Origin of the sequence: Psychrobacter sp. Ps3 (assembly GCF_022129275.1) — a bacterium.
GTDB lineage: Bacteria > Pseudomonadota > Gammaproteobacteria > Pseudomonadales > Moraxellaceae > Psychrobacter > Psychrobacter submarinus.
In genome coordinates this window covers 1-24,522 of sequence record NZ_JADQAL010000026.1, presented here as the reverse complement: position 1 = coordinate 24,522, position 24,522 = coordinate 1, and the positions used below count along the sequence as shown (strand labels likewise).

The 24,522-nt window shown below is 44.1% G+C and carries 23 protein-coding genes; 11 read left to right on the top strand and 12 right to left on the bottom strand.

What is annotated here, in order from left to right:
* Positions 1 to 7 precede the first annotated feature (7 nt).
* Positions 8 to 775 (top strand): hypothetical protein, encoded by a 768-nt coding sequence (locus I3248_RS08880; protein WP_186474636.1) that lies wholly within the window; start codon positions 8 to 10, stop codon positions 773 to 775.
* 66 nt (positions 776 to 841) lie between these two features.
* Here I3248_RS08880 and I3248_RS08875 read toward each other — a convergent pair whose 3' ends face one another.
* From I3248_RS08875 to glnE, 6 genes are all read right to left on the bottom strand, one after another.
* Complete coding sequence (locus tag I3248_RS08875; protein ID WP_238063347.1) at positions 842 to 1,951, bottom strand: glycosyltransferase; 1,110 nt, start codon at positions 1,949 to 1,951, stop codon at positions 842 to 844.
* Between the two features lie 65 nt (positions 1,952 to 2,016).
* The gene (locus tag I3248_RS08870; protein ID WP_238063346.1) at positions 2,017 to 3,096 is read right to left on the bottom strand and encodes a glycosyltransferase; all 1,080 of its coding nucleotides are present in this window, start codon (positions 3,094 to 3,096) and stop codon (positions 2,017 to 2,019) included.
* A gap of 65 nt (positions 3,097 to 3,161) precedes the next feature.
* On the bottom strand, positions 3,162 to 4,028 hold the full coding sequence (locus tag I3248_RS08865) for a glycosyltransferase (protein WP_238063345.1): 867 nt from the start codon (positions 4,026 to 4,028) through the stop codon (positions 3,162 to 3,164).
* 73 nt (positions 4,029 to 4,101) lie between these two features.
* Complete coding sequence (locus I3248_RS08860; protein ID WP_238063344.1) at positions 4,102 to 4,938, bottom strand: glycosyl transferase; 837 nt, start codon at positions 4,936 to 4,938, stop codon at positions 4,102 to 4,104.
* Positions 4,939 to 5,044: 106 nt separating this feature from the next.
* Positions 5,045 to 5,974 (bottom strand): branched-chain amino acid transaminase, encoded by a 930-nt coding sequence (locus I3248_RS08855; protein ID WP_238063343.1) that lies wholly within the window; start codon positions 5,972 to 5,974, stop codon positions 5,045 to 5,047.
* A gap of 198 nt (positions 5,975 to 6,172) precedes the next feature.
* The gene (gene glnE / locus I3248_RS08850) at positions 6,173 to 9,031 is read right to left on the bottom strand and encodes a bifunctional [glutamate--ammonia ligase]-adenylyl-L-tyrosine phosphorylase/[glutamate--ammonia-ligase] adenylyltransferase (RefSeq protein ID WP_238063357.1); all 2,859 of its coding nucleotides are present in this window, start codon (positions 9,029 to 9,031) and stop codon (positions 6,173 to 6,175) included.
* 202 nt (positions 9,032 to 9,233) lie between these two features.
* Between glnE and tusD the strand changes: the two genes are divergently transcribed.
* The 4 genes from tusD to I3248_RS08830 all read left to right on the top strand — a co-directional run bounded on the left by tusD (position 9,234) and on the right by I3248_RS08830 (position 10,776).
* Entirely contained in the window at positions 9,234 to 9,635 is a 402-nt protein-coding gene (tusD, locus tag I3248_RS08845; protein WP_238063342.1) for a sulfurtransferase complex subunit TusD, read from the top strand.
* Positions 9,636 to 9,644: 9 nt separating this feature from the next.
* Positions 9,645 to 9,968, top strand: coding sequence for a hypothetical protein (locus tag I3248_RS08840; RefSeq protein ID WP_201558643.1), 324 nt, complete (start codon positions 9,645 to 9,647; stop codon positions 9,966 to 9,968).
* Positions 9,969 to 10,105: 137 nt separating this feature from the next.
* Positions 10,106 to 10,435 (top strand): hypothetical protein, encoded by a 330-nt coding sequence (locus I3248_RS08835; RefSeq protein ID WP_025646892.1) that lies wholly within the window; start codon positions 10,106 to 10,108, stop codon positions 10,433 to 10,435.
* Positions 10,436 to 10,467: 32 nt separating this feature from the next.
* A complete protein-coding gene (locus I3248_RS08830; protein WP_238063356.1) occupies positions 10,468 to 10,776 on the top strand; it encodes a TusE/DsrC/DsvC family sulfur relay protein in 309 nt (102 codons plus the stop codon).
* Between the two features lie 65 nt (positions 10,777 to 10,841).
* Here I3248_RS08830 and I3248_RS08825 read toward each other — a convergent pair whose 3' ends face one another.
* The gene (locus I3248_RS08825) at positions 10,842 to 11,390 is read right to left on the bottom strand and encodes a tRNA (cytidine(34)-2'-O)-methyltransferase (protein WP_238063341.1); all 549 of its coding nucleotides are present in this window, start codon (positions 11,388 to 11,390) and stop codon (positions 10,842 to 10,844) included.
* A 395-nt stretch (positions 11,391 to 11,785) separates the two neighbouring features.
* On the opposite strand from I3248_RS08825, the gene I3248_RS08820 reads away from it, so the two are divergent.
* Positions 11,786 to 11,926: an entericidin A/B family lipoprotein gene (locus I3248_RS08820; RefSeq protein ID WP_201558651.1), complete on the top strand. Its 141-nt coding sequence runs from the start codon at positions 11,786 to 11,788 to the stop codon at positions 11,924 to 11,926.
* A gap of 91 nt (positions 11,927 to 12,017) precedes the next feature.
* On the opposite strand, the gene hemW is transcribed toward I3248_RS08820, so the two are convergent.
* Entirely contained in the window at positions 12,018 to 13,343 is a 1,326-nt protein-coding gene (hemW, locus tag I3248_RS08815; RefSeq protein WP_238063355.1) for a radical SAM family heme chaperone HemW, read from the bottom strand.
* Between the two features lie 315 nt (positions 13,344 to 13,658).
* Between hemW and I3248_RS08810 the strand changes: the two genes are divergently transcribed.
* The 4 genes from I3248_RS08810 to accC all read left to right on the top strand — a co-directional run bounded on the left by I3248_RS08810 (position 13,659) and on the right by accC (position 17,950).
* On the top strand, positions 13,659 to 14,132 hold the full coding sequence (locus tag I3248_RS08810; RefSeq protein WP_025646887.1) for an EVE domain-containing protein: 474 nt from the start codon (positions 13,659 to 13,661) through the stop codon (positions 14,130 to 14,132).
* Between the two features lie 311 nt (positions 14,133 to 14,443).
* Positions 14,444 to 15,814 carry an MATE family efflux transporter gene (locus I3248_RS08805; protein ID WP_201558659.1) on the top strand — a complete coding sequence of 457 codons (1,371 nt, stop codon included), beginning with the start codon at positions 14,444 to 14,446 and terminating at the stop codon, positions 15,812 to 15,814.
* A 308-nt stretch (positions 15,815 to 16,122) separates the two neighbouring features.
* Positions 16,123 to 16,551: an acetyl-CoA carboxylase biotin carboxyl carrier protein gene (gene accB / locus I3248_RS08800; protein ID WP_025646885.1), complete on the top strand. Its 429-nt coding sequence runs from the start codon at positions 16,123 to 16,125 to the stop codon at positions 16,549 to 16,551.
* Positions 16,552 to 16,597: 46 nt separating this feature from the next.
* Positions 16,598 to 17,950: an acetyl-CoA carboxylase biotin carboxylase subunit gene (gene accC, locus I3248_RS08795; protein WP_025646884.1), complete on the top strand. Its 1,353-nt coding sequence runs from the start codon at positions 16,598 to 16,600 to the stop codon at positions 17,948 to 17,950.
* Positions 17,951 to 18,061: 111 nt separating this feature from the next.
* Here accC and I3248_RS08790 read toward each other — a convergent pair whose 3' ends face one another.
* Positions 18,062 to 18,679, bottom strand: coding sequence for a hypothetical protein (locus I3248_RS08790; protein ID WP_201602960.1), 618 nt, complete (start codon positions 18,677 to 18,679; stop codon positions 18,062 to 18,064).
* 392 nt (positions 18,680 to 19,071) lie between these two features.
* Positions 19,072 to 20,820, bottom strand: a complete 1,749-nt coding sequence (leuA, locus tag I3248_RS08785; protein ID WP_238063340.1) for a 2-isopropylmalate synthase — start codon at positions 20,818 to 20,820, stop codon at positions 19,072 to 19,074.
* A gap of 290 nt (positions 20,821 to 21,110) precedes the next feature.
* On the opposite strand from leuA, the gene I3248_RS08780 reads away from it, so the two are divergent.
* The gene (locus I3248_RS08780; protein WP_238063339.1) at positions 21,111 to 21,614 is read left to right on the top strand and encodes an Lrp/AsnC family transcriptional regulator; all 504 of its coding nucleotides are present in this window, start codon (positions 21,111 to 21,113) and stop codon (positions 21,612 to 21,614) included.
* A 21-nt stretch (positions 21,615 to 21,635) separates the two neighbouring features.
* On the opposite strand, the gene I3248_RS08775 is transcribed toward I3248_RS08780, so the two are convergent.
* Together I3248_RS08775 and I3248_RS08770 are read right to left on the bottom strand one after the other, a co-directional pair.
* On the bottom strand, positions 21,636 to 22,889 hold the full coding sequence (locus tag I3248_RS08775; RefSeq protein ID WP_238063338.1) for a YbfB/YjiJ family MFS transporter: 1,254 nt from the start codon (positions 22,887 to 22,889) through the stop codon (positions 21,636 to 21,638).
* A gap of 205 nt (positions 22,890 to 23,094) precedes the next feature.
* Positions 23,095 to 24,423, bottom strand: a complete 1,329-nt coding sequence (locus I3248_RS08770; RefSeq protein WP_238063337.1) for an AarF/UbiB family protein — start codon at positions 24,421 to 24,423, stop codon at positions 23,095 to 23,097.
* Between the last annotated feature and the right edge of the window lie 99 nt (positions 24,424 to 24,522).

The following is a 24,522-nucleotide window of genomic DNA, read 5'->3' as shown; positions in this document are numbered from 1 at the left end:
TGATAACATGGCTACACCTTCAAGTTGGCAGAGAAAATTGATATTGATCTTTCGAAGCGAAAAAAGATTGAATGCGGGTAAGATTATCAAAACCTATAATGATAGAAGCTTTGATGAGATGAAAGCAACAACCATTACTGAATCAATGTGTGATATTGAAGCGTTAACCAATGAGCGTAAAAGCACAGATTTAGAGAACCATTTGAACAACTTGAAATACAAATCGCTTGGTGAGTCTGAGCTCTGCTTTTATCACAACACGCTTATTATACTAATGCGCCGTAAGTACAAAATAGATAAAACATTCGCTGAATTTGAAAGACTATGGGAAGCAGAGAGCGACTATTTATTGACACATCTGTCGTTGCGCTGGATTGTCTCTGCTTGCGATACGTTTATTGATCATTCAAACAATACTCATAGAGCAGCTATTTTGATGAATGTCGTAACTCTAATGAATACTTTACGTACTTATGAAACCAAAAACTTTCTGCAGTTATCCACTAATGCTGAATCTATGCCATTGCTAACTGAAAAAACCGATATGCTTTATGCTGGTGACTTGCCTCTGTACGATGGTCTTACTTATTTTCGTATCGGCACCGATGATAGCTTGAGAAATATGCGAAAACGCTATAATAAATTTCAGAAAGTTGATAAATTGGCCACGACCATGTTACTGGCAGTGTTTGAAAAACTGCAGAATAATGACAGTGCTTTTGCTACTCTACGGCAGTTGCACAGAGATGATTGGTCTAAATGGTGGTTGGATTAGTCTATCTCGTATATTACTACACAACTACACCCTACACCTTTTATCAAGGCTGCAACCGAGTAATGTCTAACCATTAGTTCTCATAAAATCTATATATTGTTGAGCAATATTAATTGGTGATAACTCTTTGTCAAACGAGGACTGATATGTATCAGCCTTCTCCATTGCTTCATCCATCTTCTTAGCTAATGTATCAATATCTCCCACAGGGACGAGGTTGTGTGGTGGTAACAACTCACTTGGACCCGATGGGCAGTCTGTACTGATAACAGGTGTCCCTAAAGCCAGTGATTCAGCAATAACCCGTCCAAATCCCTCAAAGACTGATGACAAAACCATAAACTGTGCTTTTTGGATATAAGGATATGGATTTTTTTGAAAACCTAAAAAATGTACACGGTTATCCAAACCTAAAGAAGTAACCAGCTCTTTCATTGACGCTAGCAATACACCTTCACCCAATAATAGAAGTGGCAATGTTTTCCGAGTCTTTGCATAACTTCTAATCAATACTTCATGAGCTTTTTGAGTCTTAAAACTACCAACGTGAATAATGTAACTGTCAAACTCTGGCTCAAACTCTGATGCCAATTGCACAATCTGTCTTTGGTCAATCGGGTTGTATATTGTCGTTGTATTCATCACACCCAATGTAGCTTGAAAGTCTTTTTCGACTCCTTTACTAATACATATACAAGGATGCCGAGAATATATATTGCTTAATCTTTTATCATTTGCTTTTTTGCCTTGGCTTCTAAACAATTCAATTTTTTTAGAAATAGTATTTCTAATTACGTGTGCGATATTGGGCAGACTACTATGGCGCAAGACCATATCGGCTTTATCTAAATTCGCTAGCGTCAATATTGGAGTACCAATCTCTTTAAGCACGTATCTGTCTAATACTTTTGCAAAATACCAGTACCTAAGACTTTTAGTAGGTATAGAGTTATAATCATTTAGGTCTAGTTGATGATAAGTAATATCATCATTAAGCTCATAAGCTACTTTGGATTTGAAGCGTAAAATATGGACATCATAACCTAACTCGTGAAAACCTTGTCCCAGCGTCAAGACCGAACGCTCTGCACCGCCACCTTGCAAGCAGTTAATAACCAATAGCACTTTTTCTTTACTATTCGAATTTTCTTTTTTTTCTGTAGTATTATCAATCATTTATTAAGTATTCTTAAAAATAAATATTTAGACTTAGAGATGTAGCAGCCCAACTGTTTTGCCAGCTAAAGATTTCGGGTAAATTCTACATATTTTTCTGCTATTTTGGCTGGTAGCAGCGCTTCATCGAATGGCGCATGAAACGCTTGCGGATTACTCATCGCTTGCTGCATTTTTGCGGCAATGGCATCAACATTGCCCATCGGCATTAAGTTATGTTCTGGTAGTAATTCACTTGGGCCTGACGGACAGTTAGTACTGATAACAGGAGTACCTAGCACGAGAGCTTCGGCAATGACCAGAGCAAACCCTTCCCAGTCAGAGGTCAATATCTTAAACTGCGCATTTTTGATATAAGGAAAGGGATTATCACGAAATCCTAAAAATATTACTTTGTCTTCTAGGCTTAACTCTGTTACCAGTCGCTCTGTTTCACTTCTATGCTTCCCTTGACCCAAGAGCAGTAAAGGCATAGATTGATCTGTTTTTGCATAAGCATTTACCAATACATCATGACGCTTGGCATCTTTGAAACTACCGACATGAATAATATAGTTCTGGTAGTCAGGGACAAAAGCATTGGCTTGTTGTTGAATACTGTTTTTATCAATTGGATTGTGAATGGCGGTGGTTGGCGTAATATGACCAAAGCTTTTGATAAAGTCTTTTTGAGCGCCTTCACTGACGCACACACAAGGATGCTTGGCATATATATCTATCATTCTTTGCTTTAACTGCTCAGCGTCGTGATTTTTATTAAATTTATAGAGTAGTGATACTGTGTTATGAATAATATAAGTGATATTAGGCAGTTTACTATTACTTAAAATGCTATCGGCACGATCTAGGTTGGACAGTATGATGTCAGGCTGACCGATATTTTTCGACACGTATTTATCAACAGCACGTGCAAAAATATGGTCACGTCTTTGTGCCCCTGGTATCAGTTTATACGGCTTAAACTTAAGTACATGGTAGTTAAGATTCGGACTTAAGTCATACTGTACTAACGGCTTAAATCTTAGAATATGTACTTCATAGCCCAATTCATAAAACCCTTGCCCCAATGTTAATACGACACGTTCCGCACCGCCGCCTTGTAGACAATTAATAACGAGTAACACTGTTTTTTTATGCTGCTTCATACACGATAACCTATGGAGTAAGTTTTCACCTTCTTAAAAAGGCTTATCATTGCTTCATTAAAAAACTAGCGTTTAAATAGCTTCGAAAAAAATGATTTAGAAGCGTGTGGACGAGTCACCTTATTACCGGTATAACCTTCTTGAGATTTTTTAGGAAAATGACCGAAAGGTTCCACCCTATAACTGTCTAAATCGTATCCAGCAGCAAGTGCTTCGTCATAATATTCATCAAAAACCTCAGATAAATCCTGCCTCGGGTGCGACATTATTTCACCGTCAAACCAGTGCTCGATACCTTCTTCACTGACTCTAGGTAATGAATATTTATGACTGAACTGCGTACCCATATCTGAATAATGCAAAATCCTAATATCTTCTAACGCTAAGTTTTCGCCATCTATACAGTTGTAACTATCCTGATAAGGCTCAATGAGCTGATTATTATCTTTGAATACAGCCATCATTTCTTTATGGCTTTTGGGATCTTTCCTGAGTTTTTTAATTGGTAGGACAATGTTTTTTGCCGCCTTGCAATCCCATACGCATGTACACAACCGAGTCATATCCGCATTAGTCTTAGCAGCTACAACAGACTGTCCTTCAATAGGATGGTGCCACAGCTTTGCCAAATCATCTAAAATAATGACATCAGCGTCCATGTAGATGGCACGACCAGAGTGTTGACAGTACTCTGGAATTGCCCAGCGAAAGCCTGAAAAAGGCGTTGACCATTTAGTGGTATTCCAACCCTCTCCAGTCTCAGGATTAGAATACCAATAGCTATTAGGATCACGTGACAGCTGCATCCATACTATCTCAACGGGTACACTGGTATGTTTATGAATACTATAATCTAATACCATCATCTGCTCTAGATCACAGTTATTTGGGTCGCAACCAACAAAGACTTTAATACTATCTTCTGTATTCATAATTTTATCCGTTCACTGACTAATATTTATATTTGCTAATGCAATGCGATAATACTCAAATATATAATGGGACCTATTCTTTCCAGTACTTTTCGATCCACCCTACTGGCAAGATAAAATGACGCAAGTGACGTAGCGGTCTTTTTAGATTTTGGGGTTCAGTTAATCTTTTTAAGTGATCTTTGGCATTGTTAGCAGCATTTTTATTGTATCTACCTTCGATCGCATGTGTCGGATATAAGTCGCCAGGGAAAATAACAATTCGAGCACCTTTAGGAATCTTTGGCTCTTTGATATAGTTAAATGGGAACGGTTGACGACATTTGCGTCTAAAATGCGCAACCCACTTTTTCGGAAATAACTTAACCCCGCCTGGGGCGTTACGCGTCACAAAGCGCTGCTCAAAACGATACTCATCAGCGATGCCTTGCGGATCGGCTTTGAATTTTTCTTGTAGTGAGACAAGCGACCCTACCTGAAAGCGGAAGCAAGAAGTCTGGCCGAGGCGCTCTAGCGGGTTACTCGGGTTATAAGACAAAATAACATCGTCCGGCTCGCCATACTCAAAGAAAGGATCGAGGCTATCTACTATAATCACATCCAAATCTACAAATAATACTGTTCCTGTCAAATCACCTAACTTCTCACCCCACAAACGTGATTTTGGCCACTTGCCAAGTGTGTTGGTTGGCATGGTGACATCTAATGGTGGCAATTCTTGACATTCGATTTCTGGACGTACATCGGTGGTGTCATCGGTAAAACAGACGAAACGAAACGGTGGCGTGATGTTACGCGATACCATGCCATACAATTTATTGGCGTAATCAGCCCCGTACTTTGTACCCCATTTAATACAAATAATTTGTTTGATATTTTTATTATCTGCTGTACTAGAATCTATTGGCATGGACTGCTCACTTTAATCTTAAGAATAAATATGATGGCTATATTAGCATAAAAAAAAGGCTGAACAATTATGTTCAGCCTTTTTGGTCTTTAAACTAACGACTTTATTAGTCAATAAAGCTTAACCAATCCATATACTGCTCATTACGGCCATGTACCACATCGAAGTACAAGCTTTGCAGCTTTTCCGTCAATGGACCACGGCCCCCATTACCGATGGTACGATCATCGTATTCGCGGATAGGTGTCACTTCAGCAGCGGTGCCTGTCATAAAGATCTCATCTGCTAAGTAGAACTCATCACGAGTGATGCGGCGCTCAACGACTTTGATACCCAAATCTTCAGCAAACTGAATGATCGTGCGACGAGTGATACCGTCAAGCGCGCCGCCGCCCAGATCTGGCGTATGTAGCACACCGTCTTTGACCAAAAACAAGTTCTCGCCAGCGCCTTGGCAGACATACCCTTGTGGGTCCATTAGGATGGCTTCGTCATAACCGTTACGGGTAACTTCTTGGTTGGCCATGATAGAGACGGGATAGTTGCTCGAGGCTTTGGCCTTACACATGGTCACGTTGGTCATGTGATGGGTAAATGACGAGGTTTTGACACGGATACCGTTTTTGATACCCTCTTCACCAAGATATGCGCCCCAGTGCCAAGCAGCAACCATGGCATTAATGCTATTGTCACGTGAAGACAGGCCAAGCTTTTCTGCACCGACCCAAATAAGCGGACGAATATAAGCTTCTGCTAAGTTATTTTGCTTGACCACATCTTTATGTGCTTGCTCTAGCGTGGTCGCATCAAAAGGCACATCCATTTGGAAGATTTTGGCAGAGCCTAATAGACGTTCAGTATGCTCTTTTAGACGAAATATAGCAGTACGATTGTCAGCGGTTTGATAAGCGCGTACGCCTTCAAACACTGCCATGCCATAGTGTAGGCTGTGGGTCAGTACGTGTACACTGGCATCAGGCTGCTCAATGATTTCACCATTCATCCAAAGCTTGCCTTCTTGTGTTGCCATATTCATGTCAGAGTCCTTATGTTAGTGCGATTGACTAACTTTTTTTGTAGAAGTAAGTGTTTTAAGTACAAATTGAGCTGATTATATCACCGGCAGCCTTGGCGAATAAAACTTTTTATTTTAGCAGCCGATAGCTTTTGTTTATGGGACATTATAGCCCCATACAGCCTTTGTAACGCTACTGCTTGTAGTCTGTACTTATGGTTATGAGTTATCTTCGTTTTCAGTGACTCCCATCAAGCGCTGCCACTGGTCTTGTACGAGCGCTCTTGTTTCAAGCCATAACGATTCATCCACTAGCAAAGACTGTTCAGCAAGCGCTAATTGATGAGTGGAGGCGCGGATGCGTAAATAGGCGTCTGTCAAGTCCTGACAGACGGAGTGCTCCCAAATGCCAAGCTTCGCCATCTCCTCAAAGATACGCACATTGTCGCTCCATTTAGTCAAGCTTGGGTAGTCATGCGCATAGGCCAGCACAGCAAACTGAGCTAAAAACTCAATATCAACAATGCCGCCTGCGTCCTGCTTTAGATCAAATTTACCAGCTTTCTTTTTTTGACGACTTGTCCCAAGATGACGCTGCATTTTTAGGCGCATTCGCGTCACCTCCAAGCGCACTTCATCAAGGGTACGCGGCAGCGATAACACTTCGCGGCGTATCTCAACAAACCGCGCGGTCACGCGCTTATCCCCGCAGATAGCACGCGCACGCACTAGCGCTTGATGCTCCCATGCCCAAGCTTTGTCGCGCTGATAGGTTTCAAACGCATGACAAGAAACGATCATCATGCCCGCATTGCCCGAAGGACGCAAGCGCATATCAATCTCATAAGCACGCCCATCACGGGTTTGGGTATTGAGATAGGTCATAAGCTTTTGCGCAAGCCTTGCGGCAAATTTCATGCCGCTGACTGACTTCTCGCCGGTCGTCATGCCTTGCTCTTTTATCTTATGCAAGAACACCAAGTCCAAATCAGAAGAATAAGACAATTCAAGCCCGCCAAGCTTACCATAGCCAATAATAGCAAAACCGCAATCGGCCTCCGTTACCGGATCGCCATTTTGAGCGATTGGATAACCATAGCGCTTAACCAGCTCAGCAAAAGCGCGCTCAAGTGCCGCTTCTAATACCACCTCTGCAATATAAGTCAGCGAGTCTGAGACTTTCATAATCGGTCTTTCGGCCAACACGTCGCTTGCCGCTACTGCTAATACTTGATTCTTTTTAAATAAGCGCAGGACACTAAGTAACTCCTCTTCATCACTTGGCTCAACGCGAAGCAAACGCTGACGCAAGATATCTCGTAGCTCAAGCTTGTCTGGCAGGTGACGATAGCGCTGCTGCAAAAAAGTATCTAGTAGCACCGGATAGCGCGCCAACTCACCGGCTATCCAAGGACTAGCTGATAGCATTGGTATTAGCTCAACAGTCGCATTGGGGTTCTCTGCAATCATAACCAAGTAAATAGAGCGCCGACTAATCGCCTCTAGCAAGGTAATCAGTCGCGGTAAGGCGCTATTCGCCAACTGCTGCTGTTCATGATGGGCAAGCAAAGCGTGAATAATCACCGGATAAGCGTCGTCTAACCTCTCACGCGCCTCATCGCTTAGATTCGCTATCATTTTAGAATCCCAAAACGCTTGCAACTGTGCGCGGTTTTCTTCGCTGAGTATCGTATCTAACTGGGTGAGTTGTTCGTCAAGATCGGTTGGCGGCGGCAGGCTGTCATCTTGCGTAGGCATTTGCCGTTCGGTCACCATCCGCTCAAAAGGGAGATTGACCGTTTCTCGATGGGCGTTTAGCGTCGTGAGTAACGCTGACCAATCTGCAAACCCTAAAGTAATAGCTAGGTTGTGTTGCCACTGCTCATCATGAGGCAAGCGCTGTGTTTGCTGATCATTAATGGCCTGCAGACCATGCTCAAGGCGCCGCAAAAAGCGGTAGGCGGCTTGCAACTGCTTATAGGTGTCCGGCTCTAAATACTCAAGCTCGCACAGAGCCTGCATTGCCTGCAAACAAGACTTGACTTGTAACTGCGGATGGCGACCACCGTAAATCAACTGAAACGCCTGTACGATAAACTCAATATCTCGAATACCGCCAGCACCGAGTTTGATGTTATCTAAATCCTCACGCTGCGCCACTTGATTTTGAATCAAGGACTTCATTTCACGCAGCGCTGAGAAGGCACTATAATCTACGTAATAGCGAAACACAAAGGGCTTAATTAGCGCTTGTAGCTGATTATAAAATTCTGGTGATACTTCTCCGATTACCCGCGCTTTGAGCCAAGCAAAACGCTCCCAAGCGCGGCCATGATTGGCAAAGTATTTTTGCAGTGCAGACAAATGAATCGCCAGATCACTACCATCACCCCAAGGGCGCAGGCGCATATCTACCCGAAAGACAAAACCATCAGCAGTATTATTATCCAGCAGTTTGATAATCCCTTGTCCTAAGCGCGTCATAAAGCGCTTGTTATCGATGCTGCGCGTGCCCTTAGACTTATCACCATCAGTCATGCCGCGGGCTTGATGGACAAAGATAAGGTCGATATCACTAGACAAATTAAGCTCATGAGCGCCTAACTTCCCCATAGCCATAATAGCCATGTCATCCGTTTTTAGCTCGCCTTGCTCATTAATAAAGGTAGGCTTGCCATATTTAACAATCAATTGCTCATAGGTGTAGTCTTTAGCAAATAAGATACAGCCATCAGCAAACTCAGAGAGCTCATCGGTGAGCTGTTCAAGTGAGATAATACTCAGCGCATCTTGCCAGATCCAGCGCATCATCAGCAGCATACGTAGATGGCGCAGACCGCTCATGACTTTGGGCTCATCAGCGGTTTGATAGTTCTCATCTAAGGTATAATCTTGAATAAGATCGTCGATTTGTTGACGCGTTAAGGTTTGCTCTAGAGGATAGCTACGTAGAAAGGTTTGGCAGGATATCGTCCTACTCTCCCACACCTGATAAGCAAACTCACTCGCGGTTTGCAAGACTTGCAGCTGCTCAGCAGTGGGTTGATAACTTGCCACGCTCGGTGTAGTGGAGGACATCTCTGTTGACACAGATAGCATATAACTCGTTTCCTAGTAACATAGGTAGTAGTGAATTTTCAGCTTTATGTTAGCATAAACAAACTGACTTTAAAGACTCTCATCACTAAGCCTATCTTAAAAAAGAGATAAAATACTAGCGTCTATTGAACTAAAAGTCGACCATACCTTATACTTTGCAAAACTTTGTGATACTACATTTATGACTACCAAGACTACCCTACTGATTACTAAAGACCCTAGCCATCCGCTAGCTTATGTAGCGCTGCGTTACGCCAAAGCTTTACTTAACGAGACTGATGAAAATAAAAAGCCGGCCTTGCAGTTGTTTTTTTATGCAGATAGCGCTCATCTAGCCAATCGTTTGCGCTGGCAATCTGCCGATCAGCTCGATTTGACTCAACAGTGGCAAGCGCTCGCCCGTAAGCATGAGTTAGCTTTGCCGGTTTGTGTTAGTACGGCGCTGAGTCGCGGCGTCAGTGATAGTGAAAACAGTGCCCGTCATCAGCTAACCGGTGATAATTTAGCTGACGGCTTTACGCTAGTTGGACTTAGCGAGCTGGCTATGATGCTACAAGATGACAATCGCCTAATTGCTTTTTAAGGACTAATGATGAAGTTATTAATTCAACTGCGTACAGCGACTGAGATGGCAAGCTATGAAGGCTGCGCTTTGGCATTAACCTTGGCAACTTTTGGCCATGAGGTACAGCTGTATTTGGATGCGCCAGTGTTTGGCTTATTGATGCAGCCCAAAGCACGCTTGCATGGCATGATCCAGTCGCTCGAATTATACGATATGCCGCCGGCTTGGTTGCCAGAAGATGTATTTAGTGGTTGGCTGACAGGTGTACTGCCTGATGACTTAGCCGGTCAGTTAACCTTAGTGCCTGAGGTGATTAATATTGACGACTTTCAGCAGGTTTTAAGTTTTTAAAATATTCAAAACACTTTCTCTTTTTGAGTAAATTCTAGACACTTCAAGCTTAAATCAGAGACTTCAAGCTTAAAGACCTTATTGATTACATACCTATTAAGCTAACTGCTAACGCCCTATTTTTGGACTCTTTTATTATGGCGACTTTATACCAATTACATAGCACGATGGACAACCTTAGACGCAGTACCGATCAGCTCGCCCTCACTTGGCGCCATGGTGACAGCCTGATGTTATTAGGTAGCACTGCCGCCTTTATCGATTGGCTTACCGCTTATCTAAAAGAAAATGAGATAACAGGCATTGCTAATATTTACGCCTTGAGCGCAGACCTCTCGCAGCTTGATGAGGCTACTACTACAAAGCTCAAGCTGAACAATAAAGTCGACGCCGTATTGAGCGATACAGAGTGGGTCAAACTTACCCAAGACAGCACATTTGATAACGTGGTGACTATTGCCTTATGACTCAGACTGACAGCGCCTCCTCAATCACCACTATGTCGCTAGACCAAGACGGTCATCTTTGCGATCACACCCTTTGGACGCCAGAGGTCGCCCAGCAGCTCGCCGACACTCTAGACGTCAGCCTAAACGCTGAGCACTTGCAAATCTTGCAACAAGTACGCGCGTTTTTTAATAAATTTAATCACGCGCCGGCCACTCGCCCTTTAATCAAATGGCTACAAAAGACCTTGCCTGAACATGATATTAGCAATCAAAAGTTGCAACAGATTTTTAATACCGGCCTAGTCGCTCGTCATGTTAATCGGCTAGCAGGTTTACCCAAGCCGCCGAATTGTCTGTAATAGCGGTTATAACAGCTGACTTATTCTGTCTTAATATACTGGGCGCTTAATGAGTTTAACGACTGCTATTCTTTAGGGTCATAAGCGCTTAGAGTCTCATAGCCTGTACTGCGGCCAGTGTCTCCAAAAAACCCCTGCTGTCGCCATACCTCATACAGACATATCGCCACACTGTTGGCTAGATTTAAGCTGCGCGAGTCCGGCAGCATCGGTAGTCGCAGCCAATTATCTGCACCTATATCTTCTCGTATATCATCCGCTAGCCCTGATGTCTCAGAGCCAAAAACCAGGGCAACATTAGGTGTCTTTGCGCTATTATCTCCTTGACCAAAATCATACTCATAAAGTGGATGACTTAGCTTCGTGGTCAATGCAGTGATAATATGGCACTCTGCCGTCGTTAACGCTTTTTTGGTAGCTGCCCAATCTGCGTGTACTTGTAGATGAGCATACTCATGATAATCAAGTCCTGCGCGGCGAAGTTTCTTATCTTCAAGCTCAAACCCTAAAGGTTTGACTAGGTGCAACTGTGCGCCGCTATTGGCACATAACCGAATGATATTACCGGTATTGCTCGGCATCTTTGGGGCGACAAGCACAATATGAATGGTCATAAGCGTTCCATAGGAAAGTAATTAAATATTTTAGACTCTAATTTAAGTCATACATGAAAAGCCATGCAAAGTCAGACACGATAATTGTTTATAACTAGTGGCGATGTAACCCTATTTAACGTCATCGTAATTACAAGTTACAGATTATGGCTAATACTTACACTTTGATACTTTGCATGCATTTCAACTTTTATTATGATGGCTCTATCGGATGACAAGGCGATAGATAGAACTTCTTAAAGAGATCCGCTTTTAGAAGAAGTTGTTTTTTTATGAGGTTTATTCACCGTTTTGTCCAATCTTGATAGGTGATTATAAAGCACCGTGGTTATAGCATTTAAGTGTTTAAAACCATTTATATTATCCAAAAACCAAATTATCTTGAGGAAATTACTATGAAAAAATTAGTTATCGCATCTTTGACAGCTATGTTTGTACTAACTGGTTGCAACACTTTTAAAGGTCTTGGCCAAGACGTTGAAAGCGCAGGCAACGCTGTAACTGACGGCGCACAAGACGTTCAAAACAAAATCTAAGCTCAATAAGTAGATTTTGTATTAAAAAGGCTTATCATTTAGTTGATAAGTCTTTTTTTATGTCTGCAGCTTTGATCATAGCTATCAGACGCTATAAAAACGCGTGCAATATTTGATTAAGATAGCGCCGACCTAATGCTGTCGTTTGCAGTTTTTTAGTCGACTCAGTTAACAAGCCTTTAGCTACTAACCTCTCTACCGAATCAGCGATGTCCTTATAACTCATTCCTGTACGCGCCTCAAATAACTGCCATGTTACCCCATCATGTAGTCTGAGCGCATTGAGCATAAACTCGCTCACTAATTCATCGCTAGCAATAGCGCTCCAACCGACCATCTTCGGTGCCGGCATCGTTGCAATGTTGTTCTGTCTATTTGAATTTTCGTTATTTGCATGATTGTCATTTGGCTGGTTTTTATAGTTCAGATAATCCTTAGGTAAGCGTGATTTGCTGTAGCGATAGATGGGAGCCGTGTCGTTCTCCGGTTCTAGTGAAGTATTATCTATTGACGATACCAAAGTACTTATCTTCTTTTTAGTATCATTCTCGGCTGTAAGCAGATCAATACTGACCTTACCATGCGCCCCTGCCCCAATCGCAAGATAGTCGCCAAACTGCCAATAGTTGAGATTATGACGGCAAGGCGTATCTAGCCTGCCGGCCCAAGCAGACACTTCATAGTTGCTATAGCCTAGACTTTGTAATAACGCGCCTCCCGCCTCTTCAATATCAGCTAAATTATCCTCATCCGGTAAAACAGGCTGATTACGATAAAACACTGTATTAGGCTCAATGGTGAGCTGATACCAAGAGATATGAGTAGCGCCCGTGTCATGAGCCAACTGGATATCATGGAGCGCTTCAACTAAGCTTTGCTGCGGCAGTCCATGCATCAGATCGACATTGACTCGTCTGAATCCTGCTTCGCGCGCCGCCTTAATAGCCGTAACGGCTTGCTGCGGATCATGAATACGGCCAAGCGTTGTGAGCTTATCGGCACTGAAGCTTTGTACGCCGATAGAGAGGCGGTTAATACCGACTTGTAGATACTCAGTAAAAGGCGCGTGCTCAAGTGTTCCTGGGTTGGCCTCCATGGTGATTTCGATATCATCGGCAAAATCAAAGTAATGACGTAACCCTTCAAAAAGACGCTGATACTGAGGAATAGGCAACAGTGATGGCGTACCACCACCGATAAAAATGGAGCTCAGCTTGCGCCCTTGCGCTAATGGCTGCTGCAATAGTGCATCGGCGAGCAGTGCATCGACATAGTCCTCGTAGGTCTCAGACATTGATAGCGGGCTATCTGTTGGCAGCTCATGCGAATTAAAATCGCAATAAGGGCATTTTTTGACGCACCAAGGGATATGAATGTAGAGCGCAAGCGGAATAGCCTTGACTGCGATATTCGTCATTTTGGCACCACTAGTCTCTTTTGAGCTATTCGTCTTTTGGGCGTTATCGACCGTATGTAATCTCTGTAATTTATCAGTCAAAAAGATATCCGTTTTAAATGCTGGCCTGGTTAGGCTTAAGAGTATAAATGCAGAGTATAAATACAAATATAAAGGTCGTTAGGATAACCACTCTAATGGTTAAAGAAAAGGGGGTTGATAACAAAACCCTCAATAAATATGCCTACTAATAGCTCAGTATGTTAGGCACAGTTAAGCTCTATATTTATTAAACTCATATCGAACTTGAAAACTCAATAAAAATTAGGATGATGTATGGCTTATTGGCTTATGAAATCGAACCCCAAATACTTCGGTATTGCTGACTTACAGCGTTTAGGCACAGAATGCTGGGACGGAGTACGCAACTACCGCGCCCGCAACTTTATGCGTGATGACATGCGCGTCGGCGATCAAGTGATTTTTTATCATTCAAGCGCTAAGCCCTCTGGTGCCGCGGGTATTATGAGCGTGGTCAGAGCCGGTTATCCAGATCCAAGTCAGTTTCATCCAGAGCATCGCCATTACGACCCGCTAGCGACCGAAGAGCAGCCGCGTTGGTATATGGTTGATCTAAGATTTGAGCAAGCGTTTACAGAGATACTTCCGCTATCAGAGCTGAAGTTCATTCCGGCACTTGATGACTCCTTATTACTCAAAAAAGGCTGCGAGCAATTGACGGTCATACCCCTTGAGCCTAAGCATTGGCAGGCGATTATGAATACGGCTGAGAGTTTAGATATCTTATAACAATTGGCAGTTTGCCCCTATTATACTAAGCGCTTCGACGCGCTTCGACTAACTATGCTTTTGTGATAAAGCCTTTGACGATAATAATAGGTCACTTGGCGATTAAGCTCTAAGTTTTAGATTTGCCTGAAAGCTTATCATTTATGTCTGTTAGCGCTATAATGTAGGTACACTAATATAAGTCCAGAAATTATCAGTACTTGCTCGCGTTGAGATGATACTTTGACTTCAGCGCCAGTTTATCCTTTTTTTTGACCCATCAATTCATCGTTTGGATTGATGGGTTATTTTATTTCAATCAGTTGCGAACTATGCCATCTCTAATATCCTTTAAAGACTTCAAAAGCTATAGCCTACGTTTAGGCGTACTAGCACTCCCTATTTTGATCACTCAGTTTTGCCAAGCGTCGCTAGGAGTAATCGATGCTATCATGGCAGGCCAAGTGTCTGCGCTTGACTTGGCAGCCGTAGCAGTAGGCTCTGGCATTTGGCTGCCTCTGTTCTTACTCGCTACTGGCATCTTGATTGCCACAACGCCACTCATAGGTGAAGCGGTCGGTCAAAATAAGCATAGCGACGTACCAAACATCACGCAGCAGTCTTTATGGACAGCGGCAGCAATTGGTATTATTGGGTTTATTATCGTTAATTTAGCGCCCAATATTCTGCCGATAATGGGCGTTCCTGAGAATATTCAACCGATAGCGTCGCAATATCTATTTGGCGTCTCTTTTGGCTTTCCGGCGCTCGCTGTCTATGCCGTACTTCGTAGCTATTGCGAAGCCTTAGGACGGCCTGAACCGGTGACTATTATTAGTATCATCGGCCTGCTTGCTGATATTCCGCTTAACTACATCTTCATCCATGGTCTCTATGGTATGCCGCAGATGGGCGGTGCAGGCTGCGGGGTCGCGACGGCTATGGTCCTTTGGATCAATGTGTTGTTGCTTGCGGTGTATACCGCATTTACTAAGCGAGCACAATTCGCTAATACTCGCTTTTTTTATGCTTTTAGTGCGCCTAGCCGTGCTCAGATCGCAAAACTCTTAAAGCTGGGTATACCTATTGGGGTTTCTATATTTTTTGAGGCCAGTTTGTTCAGCTTAGGGGCGCTGGTTATTAGTCCGCTTGGCGAGTTGGCAACCGCCTCGCATCAGGTCGCTTTGGCCGTTACCTCTCAGTTATTTATGATTCCTATTTCAGTCGCTATGGCGCTGACTATCATGATCTCTAACCGCTTTGGCGAGAAGAACTTGCTGGCCCTGCGCCATGTACAGGTGACGGGCCTCATTTGGACAGTACTGATTGCATTGACGTCTATGCTTGGCGTTTGGCTATTCCGGCCTCAGTTGGCCGCGGCCTTCACTGACAATCCAGCCGTGCGCGCTCAAGCCATGCATTTATTAATATTTGCCTTAGCTTATCAGCTATTCGATGGCTGGCAGGTCAACGTAGCGGGTATCCTGCGCGGTATGCAAGATACGACTGTGCCGATGTGGGTGACGCTGTTTTGCTATTGGATAGTAGCGTTACCGCTTGGTATTTATTTAGTGCGCTATACCGATACTGGCGCGCAAGGGTTTTGGATGGCGTTGATTACGGGTTTATTTTTAGCTTCTATCTTATTAACGATTCGTTTGCGCTATCAGCAAAGACGCTTAGCTATAGCTTGGTCGCCATAAGCGTGATGAGTTATCTGTTTTGTGATGAGTGGCGACTTTTATGGCTGATATTAAGGTATAACACTTAGGCTATATTGCTATCGCTACTCATTACGTCAATAATATGTAAAAATTTTCAGTTAACAACTGTACATTGATTGCTCATTGCGGCGAAGATAGGTATCATGAGTCATTCTTATTAAATACTTTGTTACACTGTCATTCGATAAGTTTGGATAAACTGAACATTATACTTATTGACTGTCAGCCCCATAAATACAAAATTTCAAACCCGATTCTTTGAACTTAAGCATAAGGCCTTGATAACAATGGATATTGAAAAAATACGCACGCTAATCGCCCTCATGGAAGAAAATGAGCTCGTCAACTTAGAGGTCAGTTCTGATGATGAACATATCAGCTTAACTCGTCACTATGATGCGCCAGCACCAACCATGATGGCTGCGCCAGCCGCTAGCGTAGCCCCTGCAGCTGCTAGTGAAAAACCTGCAGCCAAAGCCGGTAGCGTTGAGACCTCTCCTATGGTTGGGGTGTTCTATGCTGCTCCTAGCCCCAACGATCCACCGTTTGTCAAAGTGGGTCAGCAGGTTCAAGCCGGTGATACTTTAGGTATTATCGAAGCTATGAAAATTATGAACCCTTTAGAAGCCACTCAAAGCGGCGTTATCGCTGAGATTTTGGTCGATAATTCTGAAGTCGTGCAGTTCGGTCAACCCGTTATCCGCTACAAAGCTTAAAACGGCACTAACCCTACTCTAGAACGTCTTCGACAAGGATGACCTCATGATAAAAAAACTGCTCATCGCCAATAGAGGCGAGATTGCCCTACGTATCGTCCGTGCCTGTAAAGCTCTAGGTATCGAGACCGTTGGTGTCTACTCGACCGCTGATGCTAACTTAATGCATTTACGCTTTGTAGATGAGGCCATATGTATCGGCAAACCGAACGCCAATCAGAGCTATCTTGATATCAATACAATATTGACAGCAGCAGAGATCTCAGGCGCTGATGCTATCCATCCAGGCTATGGATTTTTGGCCGAGAGTGCTGAGTTTGCTGAGCGAATAGAAGAAGCAGGTCTTACTTTTGTGGGCCCTAACGCCGATCATATTCGCTTAATGGGCAATAAAGTCTCTGCCATTAATGCGATGAAAAAAGCCGGTGTGCCAACCGTGCCAGGCTCTGTTGGCGCTGTCACGATGCACAATGCTGAAGAGCAAGCGCGCAATATTGGCTTTCCGTTATTGATTAAGGCGGCTGCTGGCGGCGGTGGCCGCGGCATGCGCGTCGTTGAACGCTTCGACGAGTTGGTCGGTCAAGTCCAAGCTGCAAGGCAAGAGGCTGAGCTGTGGTTCGGTGATGACACGGTCTATATGGAGCGCTATCTACAAAACCCGCGTCACGTAGAGGTACAAGTACTGGGCGATGGTAACGGTAATGCTATTCATCTCTATGATCGCGACTGCTCGCTACAGCGCCGTCATCAAAAAGTACTAGAAGAAGCGCCAGCTCCTGATATTCCAGATGATGTCCGTGCGCCTATCCTCCAAGCCTGCGTAAAAGCTTGTGAGCTTGTAAAATACCGCGGCGCCGGTACGTTTGAGTTTTTATTTGAGAATAATGAGTTTTTCTTCATTGAGATGAACACGCGGGTACAAGTTGAGCATCCGGTGACCGAGATGATTACTGGTATCGACGTGGTGGTCGAACAGCTTAAGATTGCAGCAGGCTATGGTCTCTCCTATCGTCAAAGCGAGATTGAGATTCAAGGGAATGCGATTGAGTGCCGCATCAATGCTGAAGATGCTAGAACCTTTGCGCCCTCACCTGGCACCATAACGCAGCTGTACAGCCCTAGCGGCGCTGGCGTGCGCTTTGATTCGCACCTATATCCCGGTTACGAGATTCCAAGCTATTATGACTCCTTAATCGGTAAACTCATCTGCCATGGTCAAACCCGTCAACAAGCCATAGCAAAAACCTTGCACGCGCTAGATGAGCTGATCATCGAGGGGATCAAAACTAACATTCCACTGCATCGTGACGTTATTTTGGCAGATGACAACTTTGTGGAAGAAGCACAAAACATTCACTATCTAGAAAATGAGCTATTACAGTCAGCTGAGAAGTCTTAACCTTCTTTGCAACCTTATAGCTATTGAAAAAAAAAGCCGCTATTTTTATCAATAGCGGCTTTTTTTGGTAATGACTAACCCTAAGGTTTATTAGCGACTGTCATTAACCTCTTAGGGCAATACTTTTTTAAAGTTCATAAAGCACTCTTGGCCCTCAGGATCTGCGCACCACTGCATCTGATTGCCATCATGATTTAAAAAAGCGATAAACGCTTCATTGCTTTGATCCACTTGGTTACCTGAGCAGTCTACTTCATTATTATCATAAATCGTCTTTAGCGCAATGATAGGAAGTCCTGTGTCCATATGCGTGACGATATAACGGCCGTACGTCCATTCATCACCACTCACCGCCCACATCTCATTGTCTTCCCCAAAATGATATATCTCACGGCACTGCTTGGCGTTAGCCGCCGATAGATTCATAGCCAGATCAGCGCCTTGTTTATCGACTGTAGGATTAGGCGTTACGATACGCCGCTCATCTTGCGCTACAATGCCGCCAAGCCTACTATCAGACGTTATATTAGCCTTTTCGCTTTGTTGTACATTGGACATAGTGCGCTCAAAAGTCGCGTCATTACTGCTATCAAGCTCGATCTCCCATTGACCTGCTATAGCTGGACTAATATGAGTGGTAATCATCGCCTGGCTAACTTGCTGACCAGGAGCCGGAAATGTGGACAAGATACCTGCTAGAGTAAATGAAGCAAATGAGAGGGGTTCCATAATTAGCCTTTACTTATTTATTTTCATTGGCGTTTTAATTAAATTGACGTCGTAATGAGCCCCGTTGTTAAACGGTGATTAGCCCTATGGTTAAAACGGTAATGAGTGTTTTAACCTTCAGCGTAAATCTTTAGCGTTAAAAAGACAAGTAACTTTATGCGTCTCACCTTTTTCTAGCCCATCAAACGACATCTCATGACGCATAGATATCGATATGCTCAGTATCCAGATGATTAGTGCTCGACTAGTACTCGAATAGCGAGTATTTAAACACTCAAGTGCATCAAGTCCTTTAACATAAAAAGCGCCACCGCTTACTGGGTGACGCAATAAGTAGTGACGCTGTGAGCTAAGCGCTTTGCAGCTCAGTCTATTCTAGCTGCTAATACAACCTATGCTGCGCTCGTTACTGACGCTTGAGCAAAAGCAGACAAAGCGCCTTTTAGCATGGCAGAGACGGTGCTGCTACAAGTGCCAATTCCTGAATAGACCTCACCATCAACATTGAGCTGGATATAAGCGGCCGCATTGGCATTGGTTTTATTATCGTTACCATTATCAACATGCTGGGTACTAATGGCATGCTCGGCATAGTTGATAATGTGTAATGACTTGCCGGTGTGATGAGCTAAGCCATCAATGAAAGAGGACAGCGGCCCGTTACCATTGCCTTTGATAGTCACAGTTTCGCCATTCATCTGTACTTGACCATCGAAGAAGACCTCACCGCCTGTGTTGCTGACATTATAGTCGAGTAGATCAAAATCCCCTTGCTGCAAATAAGTGCTCTCGAAGGTCTGCAAGATCTCATCATTTTGCAATTCACGAGCCTTCTGTTCTGCTTGGTTTTGTACGACTTTACTAAAGTCAATTTGCATCCAGCGCGGTAAGTTAAAGCCATAATCGCGCTGTAGAATGTATGCCACGCCGCCCTTACCAGACTGGCTATTGATACGCACCACATCTTGATAGCTACGGCCAATATGAGCAGGATCTATCGGTAGATAAGCCACATCCCAGAAGTTTTCGGTTTCATCAGCATGGTTTTCGTTATAATCGAGCGACTTCTTAATCGCGTCCTGATGCGAGCCACTAAAGGCAGTAAAGACAAGCTCGCCTACATACGGATGCCGCGGATGTACTGGCAAGTTCGTACTTTCGGTCGCCACCTGCACAATCTCACTCATGTTACTAAAATCAAGCTCAGGATCTATCCCTTGGCTAAACAAATTCATCGCCATGACCATGACGTCCATATTACCGGTGCGCTCGCCATTGCCAAGTAATGTGCCTTCGATACGATCGGCGCCCGCTAGTACGCCAAGCTCAGCTGCCGCTACCGCGCAGCCCCTATCATTATGCGTATGTAGGCTGACAATCACATGCTCGCGCTGGGCCAAATTGCGGCAGAAGTACTCTACCTGATCGGCAAATACGTTAGGCATAGACGCCTCAACGGTCGCCGGCAAGTTAAAGATAACCTCCTGCCCTTTTTGTGGCTGCCATACTTCGCAAACCGCGTCACAGACTTCTACTGCAAACTCAGTCTCGGTTTGACTGAAACTCTCAGGTGAGTACTGAAACACCCATTCTGTCTCCGGATACTTAGCAGCATAGTCCACTAATAACTGCGCGCCTGCGACGGCAATCTCTTTGATCTCAGCTCGCGATTTGCCATAGACTTTTTCGCGCTGAATACGGCTAGTGGAGTTATAAACGTGAACGATAGCGCGCTTAGCGCCTTTTAACGACTCAAAGGTACGTGCAATTAAGTGCTCTCGCGCTTGTACCAATACTTGTAGCGTGACGTCTTCTGGTACGTGATTTTCTTCAATCAACTGACGAGCAAAATCAAACTCAACTTGCGCAGCAGAAGGAAAGCCGATCTCTATATCTTTAAAACCAACCTCGACTAAGGTCTTAAAAAAACGCATTTTTTGTTCAATCGTCATCGGATCAATCAAGGCTTGGTTACCATCACGCAGATCGACACTGGCCCACATTGGCGCTTTTTCAATCGTTTTACTTGGCCAAGTACGATCCGATAATAGCGGCGCAAAGGCAAAGGGACGATACTTGCGAAAGTCAAAAGCGGCATGCTTAGGTGTAATCTTAGCGGTGCGAGTGGTGGTTGCAGACATAACAGATCCTTAACGGTATAAAAGGTGTCCCTAAAATGAATAGAGTTCGATCGATAGATAAATCATCTGGATAAAGTGTTGACTCAATGAAGAGCAGTTACCCTTATCCTTAATGTTTAGTTGCTTTAACCTTAGCTTTATCATAAAACAAAACCAAAAGTGATGCCATTATAATAACAAGGTTTGTGAAGTGAAATACGGCTTAATTTGATAAATTAATTGTCTATATTAGTGATTAACCTTAATCATTTATTTATAATTGGCTAAAACCTCTAATTTTAAGGTAAATAATGTCTAATACGAATAATAATCCTATGACGCAAAATCATCCACTCAGCTTTCCTCTCGATGAGATTGATAGACATCTATTGCAGTTATTACAGACGGACGCGCGTATCAGCATCACTGAACTGGCTGAGCGTGTCAACCTTTCGGCTACCCCGTGTGCTCGCCGAGTCAAACGCCTAGAAGATAACGGCATCATTACCGGCTACCATACTCAAACTGATGCACACAAATTAGGCTATCCACTGGCGGTGTTTATTGCGATTAGCATGGATCGCCATACCGCTGAGCGCTTTGAGCAATTCGAGCGTAAAATACGAAGCTTTGAGGAGGTGATGAGCTGCAGCATTGTCACCGGCCGTACTGAGGACTACTTAATTAAAGTACGCGTACGGGACATGGCGCATTATGAAGAGTTTTTATTACATAGGCTGAATCGCATCGAAGGCGTAGCGCAAGTTCATACTAGCTTTGAGCTGCGAGAGGTCTTTTGTCGCAGTATTGTATAACTTGCACGCTCTGGCTTTGGCTTACGAGCCTTGGCGTACTTGCTTCATCTGCCGACTAAAGCTTAAGATCAATACCAGTCCAAGCAGCAATCCGGCTCCCGCTACTAGTAATCCAGCATCGAAGTTGTCTTTTGCACCAGCCAAAGCAACAGTCACTAACGGCCCTAAGAACTGCCCTACTGCATACGCCAAAGTTGCTAATCCTATTAATAAATTAGAGTAAGCGGGGTTTATATTTTTTATAATATTTAAGGTCATGGAGACGATACCGACAAAGGTCGCACCTAAAATAGCCGCATTGATATATAAGCCAAACGCACCGGCAAACCATAGCGGCACGAACATCCCTAAAGCCTGCAAGAGCGTCAAACCCATCAAGGTTTTGGTCTCACCAATACGCTTAGCTAGCGCGCCCCATAGCGGGTTAGAGAGCATAGCAAACACCCCAACCACTAACCAAATCAGTAGTCCGGCATGAGTCTGCGTTGGTAGCTGTTTTACCGCCATTACCGGCAGAAAAGTCGCTGAGGTGATATAACCAAACCCTGCCAACACATAGCTCAATGACAATAGCAGAACCGCTTTGGCTTGACCCACCATCGCCTCGTAGAGCGAACGCTTAAAATTGATATACGTCTGTTTTATAGAAGGCTTTTTGTTTAGCGCGTTACCTTGCGAAACACCATCCGGGCGAATAGCGTAGAGCAAAACCAGCAAAGGTAAGCTTGTCAGTCCGGCCACTAGCCAAATACTATAAAAATGCAGATCAAGGCTAAGTAGCCACCAAGTCAAGATGGCTGAGGCGCTAATGCCGACACCGATACCGGCATAATGCACCGTCGATAGTAAGGAGCGTTTATGAGTACTAAAGCTTTGGATAATAAAAGAGGAGCCTAGTATCATGCCGATGCCGCTGGCAATTCCAGCTAATAAACGGATGACATACCAAAGGCTTAAAGGCAAGTTTGGCAAAAACAACAGTAAAGTGGTGATGATACTCAATAAAGTACCGAGTATTAAGGCGCGCCACGTCAAGCGATGCGGCACAAACATCGCTATCAATGAACCAAGAAAATAGCCTATATAATTCACCGATGCCAACCATCCAGCGATCGTTGTGCTCAGTGAAAGCTCGCTCATGATATCAGGCAAGGTTGCGGTAAATAAAAAACGCCCATAACCCATGACCACGGCTAGGCAATAAAGACCTATCCACGCGATAACGGTTTCGTTGGTAATCGAAGGAATCAGGCGGCGCGTTGAGGCCTTTAACATAGCTGGACCAACATTGTACCCAAACGCTTGAAACAAACTTGCGTCATAACAGTGCTCGCTGTGCTCGTTTATTGCAGTTTTTGCTCATAACCCATCGTCCTTGGTTGGTGTCCATACCCTGCTATATTTATATCATTTCAGAGGTCTAGATATAATAGATTCCATATAAAAATGTCGTGGCGCTTTAACTCGTCGCTATCTGCTTTTATTCGCTTATGCTATCAGATCGACCTAACATAGCAACTCTGTGATCGCTAAACATATCCATATCTGGAGCTAAAGTGCGCATAAACCGATCAAAATATAATAACTGCTTAGTCAACAATGCAAAATCTCGCGGAAAGTGAATACCGTGGCGCTTACCGACTTCGACGATCTCTAGCATCATCTTATTGAGCTCATCCGCTTGCTCTTTGGTATTAAAAGGGACACCGCTGGTAAAGGCAATATCTTCTGCCATAATCGTCTGCATCATGCGCTGTAAGTCCGCTGCTAACGAAGAGACATCAACATGATTCTCGCCTTTGGTCATCTCCATATCGATCATACACTGCGCCATCGCCCGATAGTCATTATCCTGCAGCGCCTGCATCATACCCATGCAAGCGCGCCAGCTCTGCGCTTTTAATTTACCGACGATACCAAAGTCTAAAAAGCCAATACGACCATCAGTCAGTAGCATCAGATTGCCCGCGTGCAAATCAGCATGGAAGCTGTTGCAGAGCATTAAGCTTGCAAACCAAGTATTCAAAGTATCTGCCATCACTTGCGCCGGGTCATTACAATACTGGCGCATCGCGCGCTCATCAATCATAGAGACGCCGTGTAATCGGCTCATCGTTAATACGCGCTTGGTAGTCAGCTCATCATAGACGGTTGGCGCAACCACCCGAGTATTACCTGAAACGCTCAAAAACTGCTGAAAATCACGAATGTTTTTGGCTTCCGCGATAAAGTCCGTTTCGGCGAGCATGCGCAAGCGGATCTCATCAATAATAGGCGCGATGCTAGCAAACTTCATCGAGGGCATCAGCAGCTCAAGCAGCTTAGTGACGCCGTGTAGCACGCCCAAATCGGTCTGCATGATCGTCTCAACTCCAGGCTTTTGTACCTTGAGCACCACTTCATCACCGTTATGGAGGCGGGCGACATGCACTTGCGCAATGGAAGCGGAGGCTAATGGCTGCTCTTCAATATCGGCAAAACGCTCCTCTAGTGTGAAGCCATCAACCGCTAGCTCTTCGCGTAATACTTGTGCAACATAACTATAAGGCAATGGCGTGGTCTGATCCAAAAACCCTTGGAAAGCCTCGACGTATTCACGCGGAAACAAGGATGGCGTACTAGCAATAAACTGTCCAATTTTGATATAAGTGGTGCCCAATTGCTCGAAGGTTTCTTTGAGTAGATACGCATCAGGTTTTTCACCTTTCGCCACACGCAGCGCCGATAATCCAGCGACACTTGCGGTCTGACGGATACGGTTGGCGACGTTCAGACTGTGCTTCAATAAATGCGGTCGATATAATTTCATAACGGCTAACTGTCTTAATAAATGATTAAAAAAGGAGTAAATAATAGGGCGTGTTGAACATTCACAAATGCGCACTGCTGATCGCTAAAATAGTTCTAG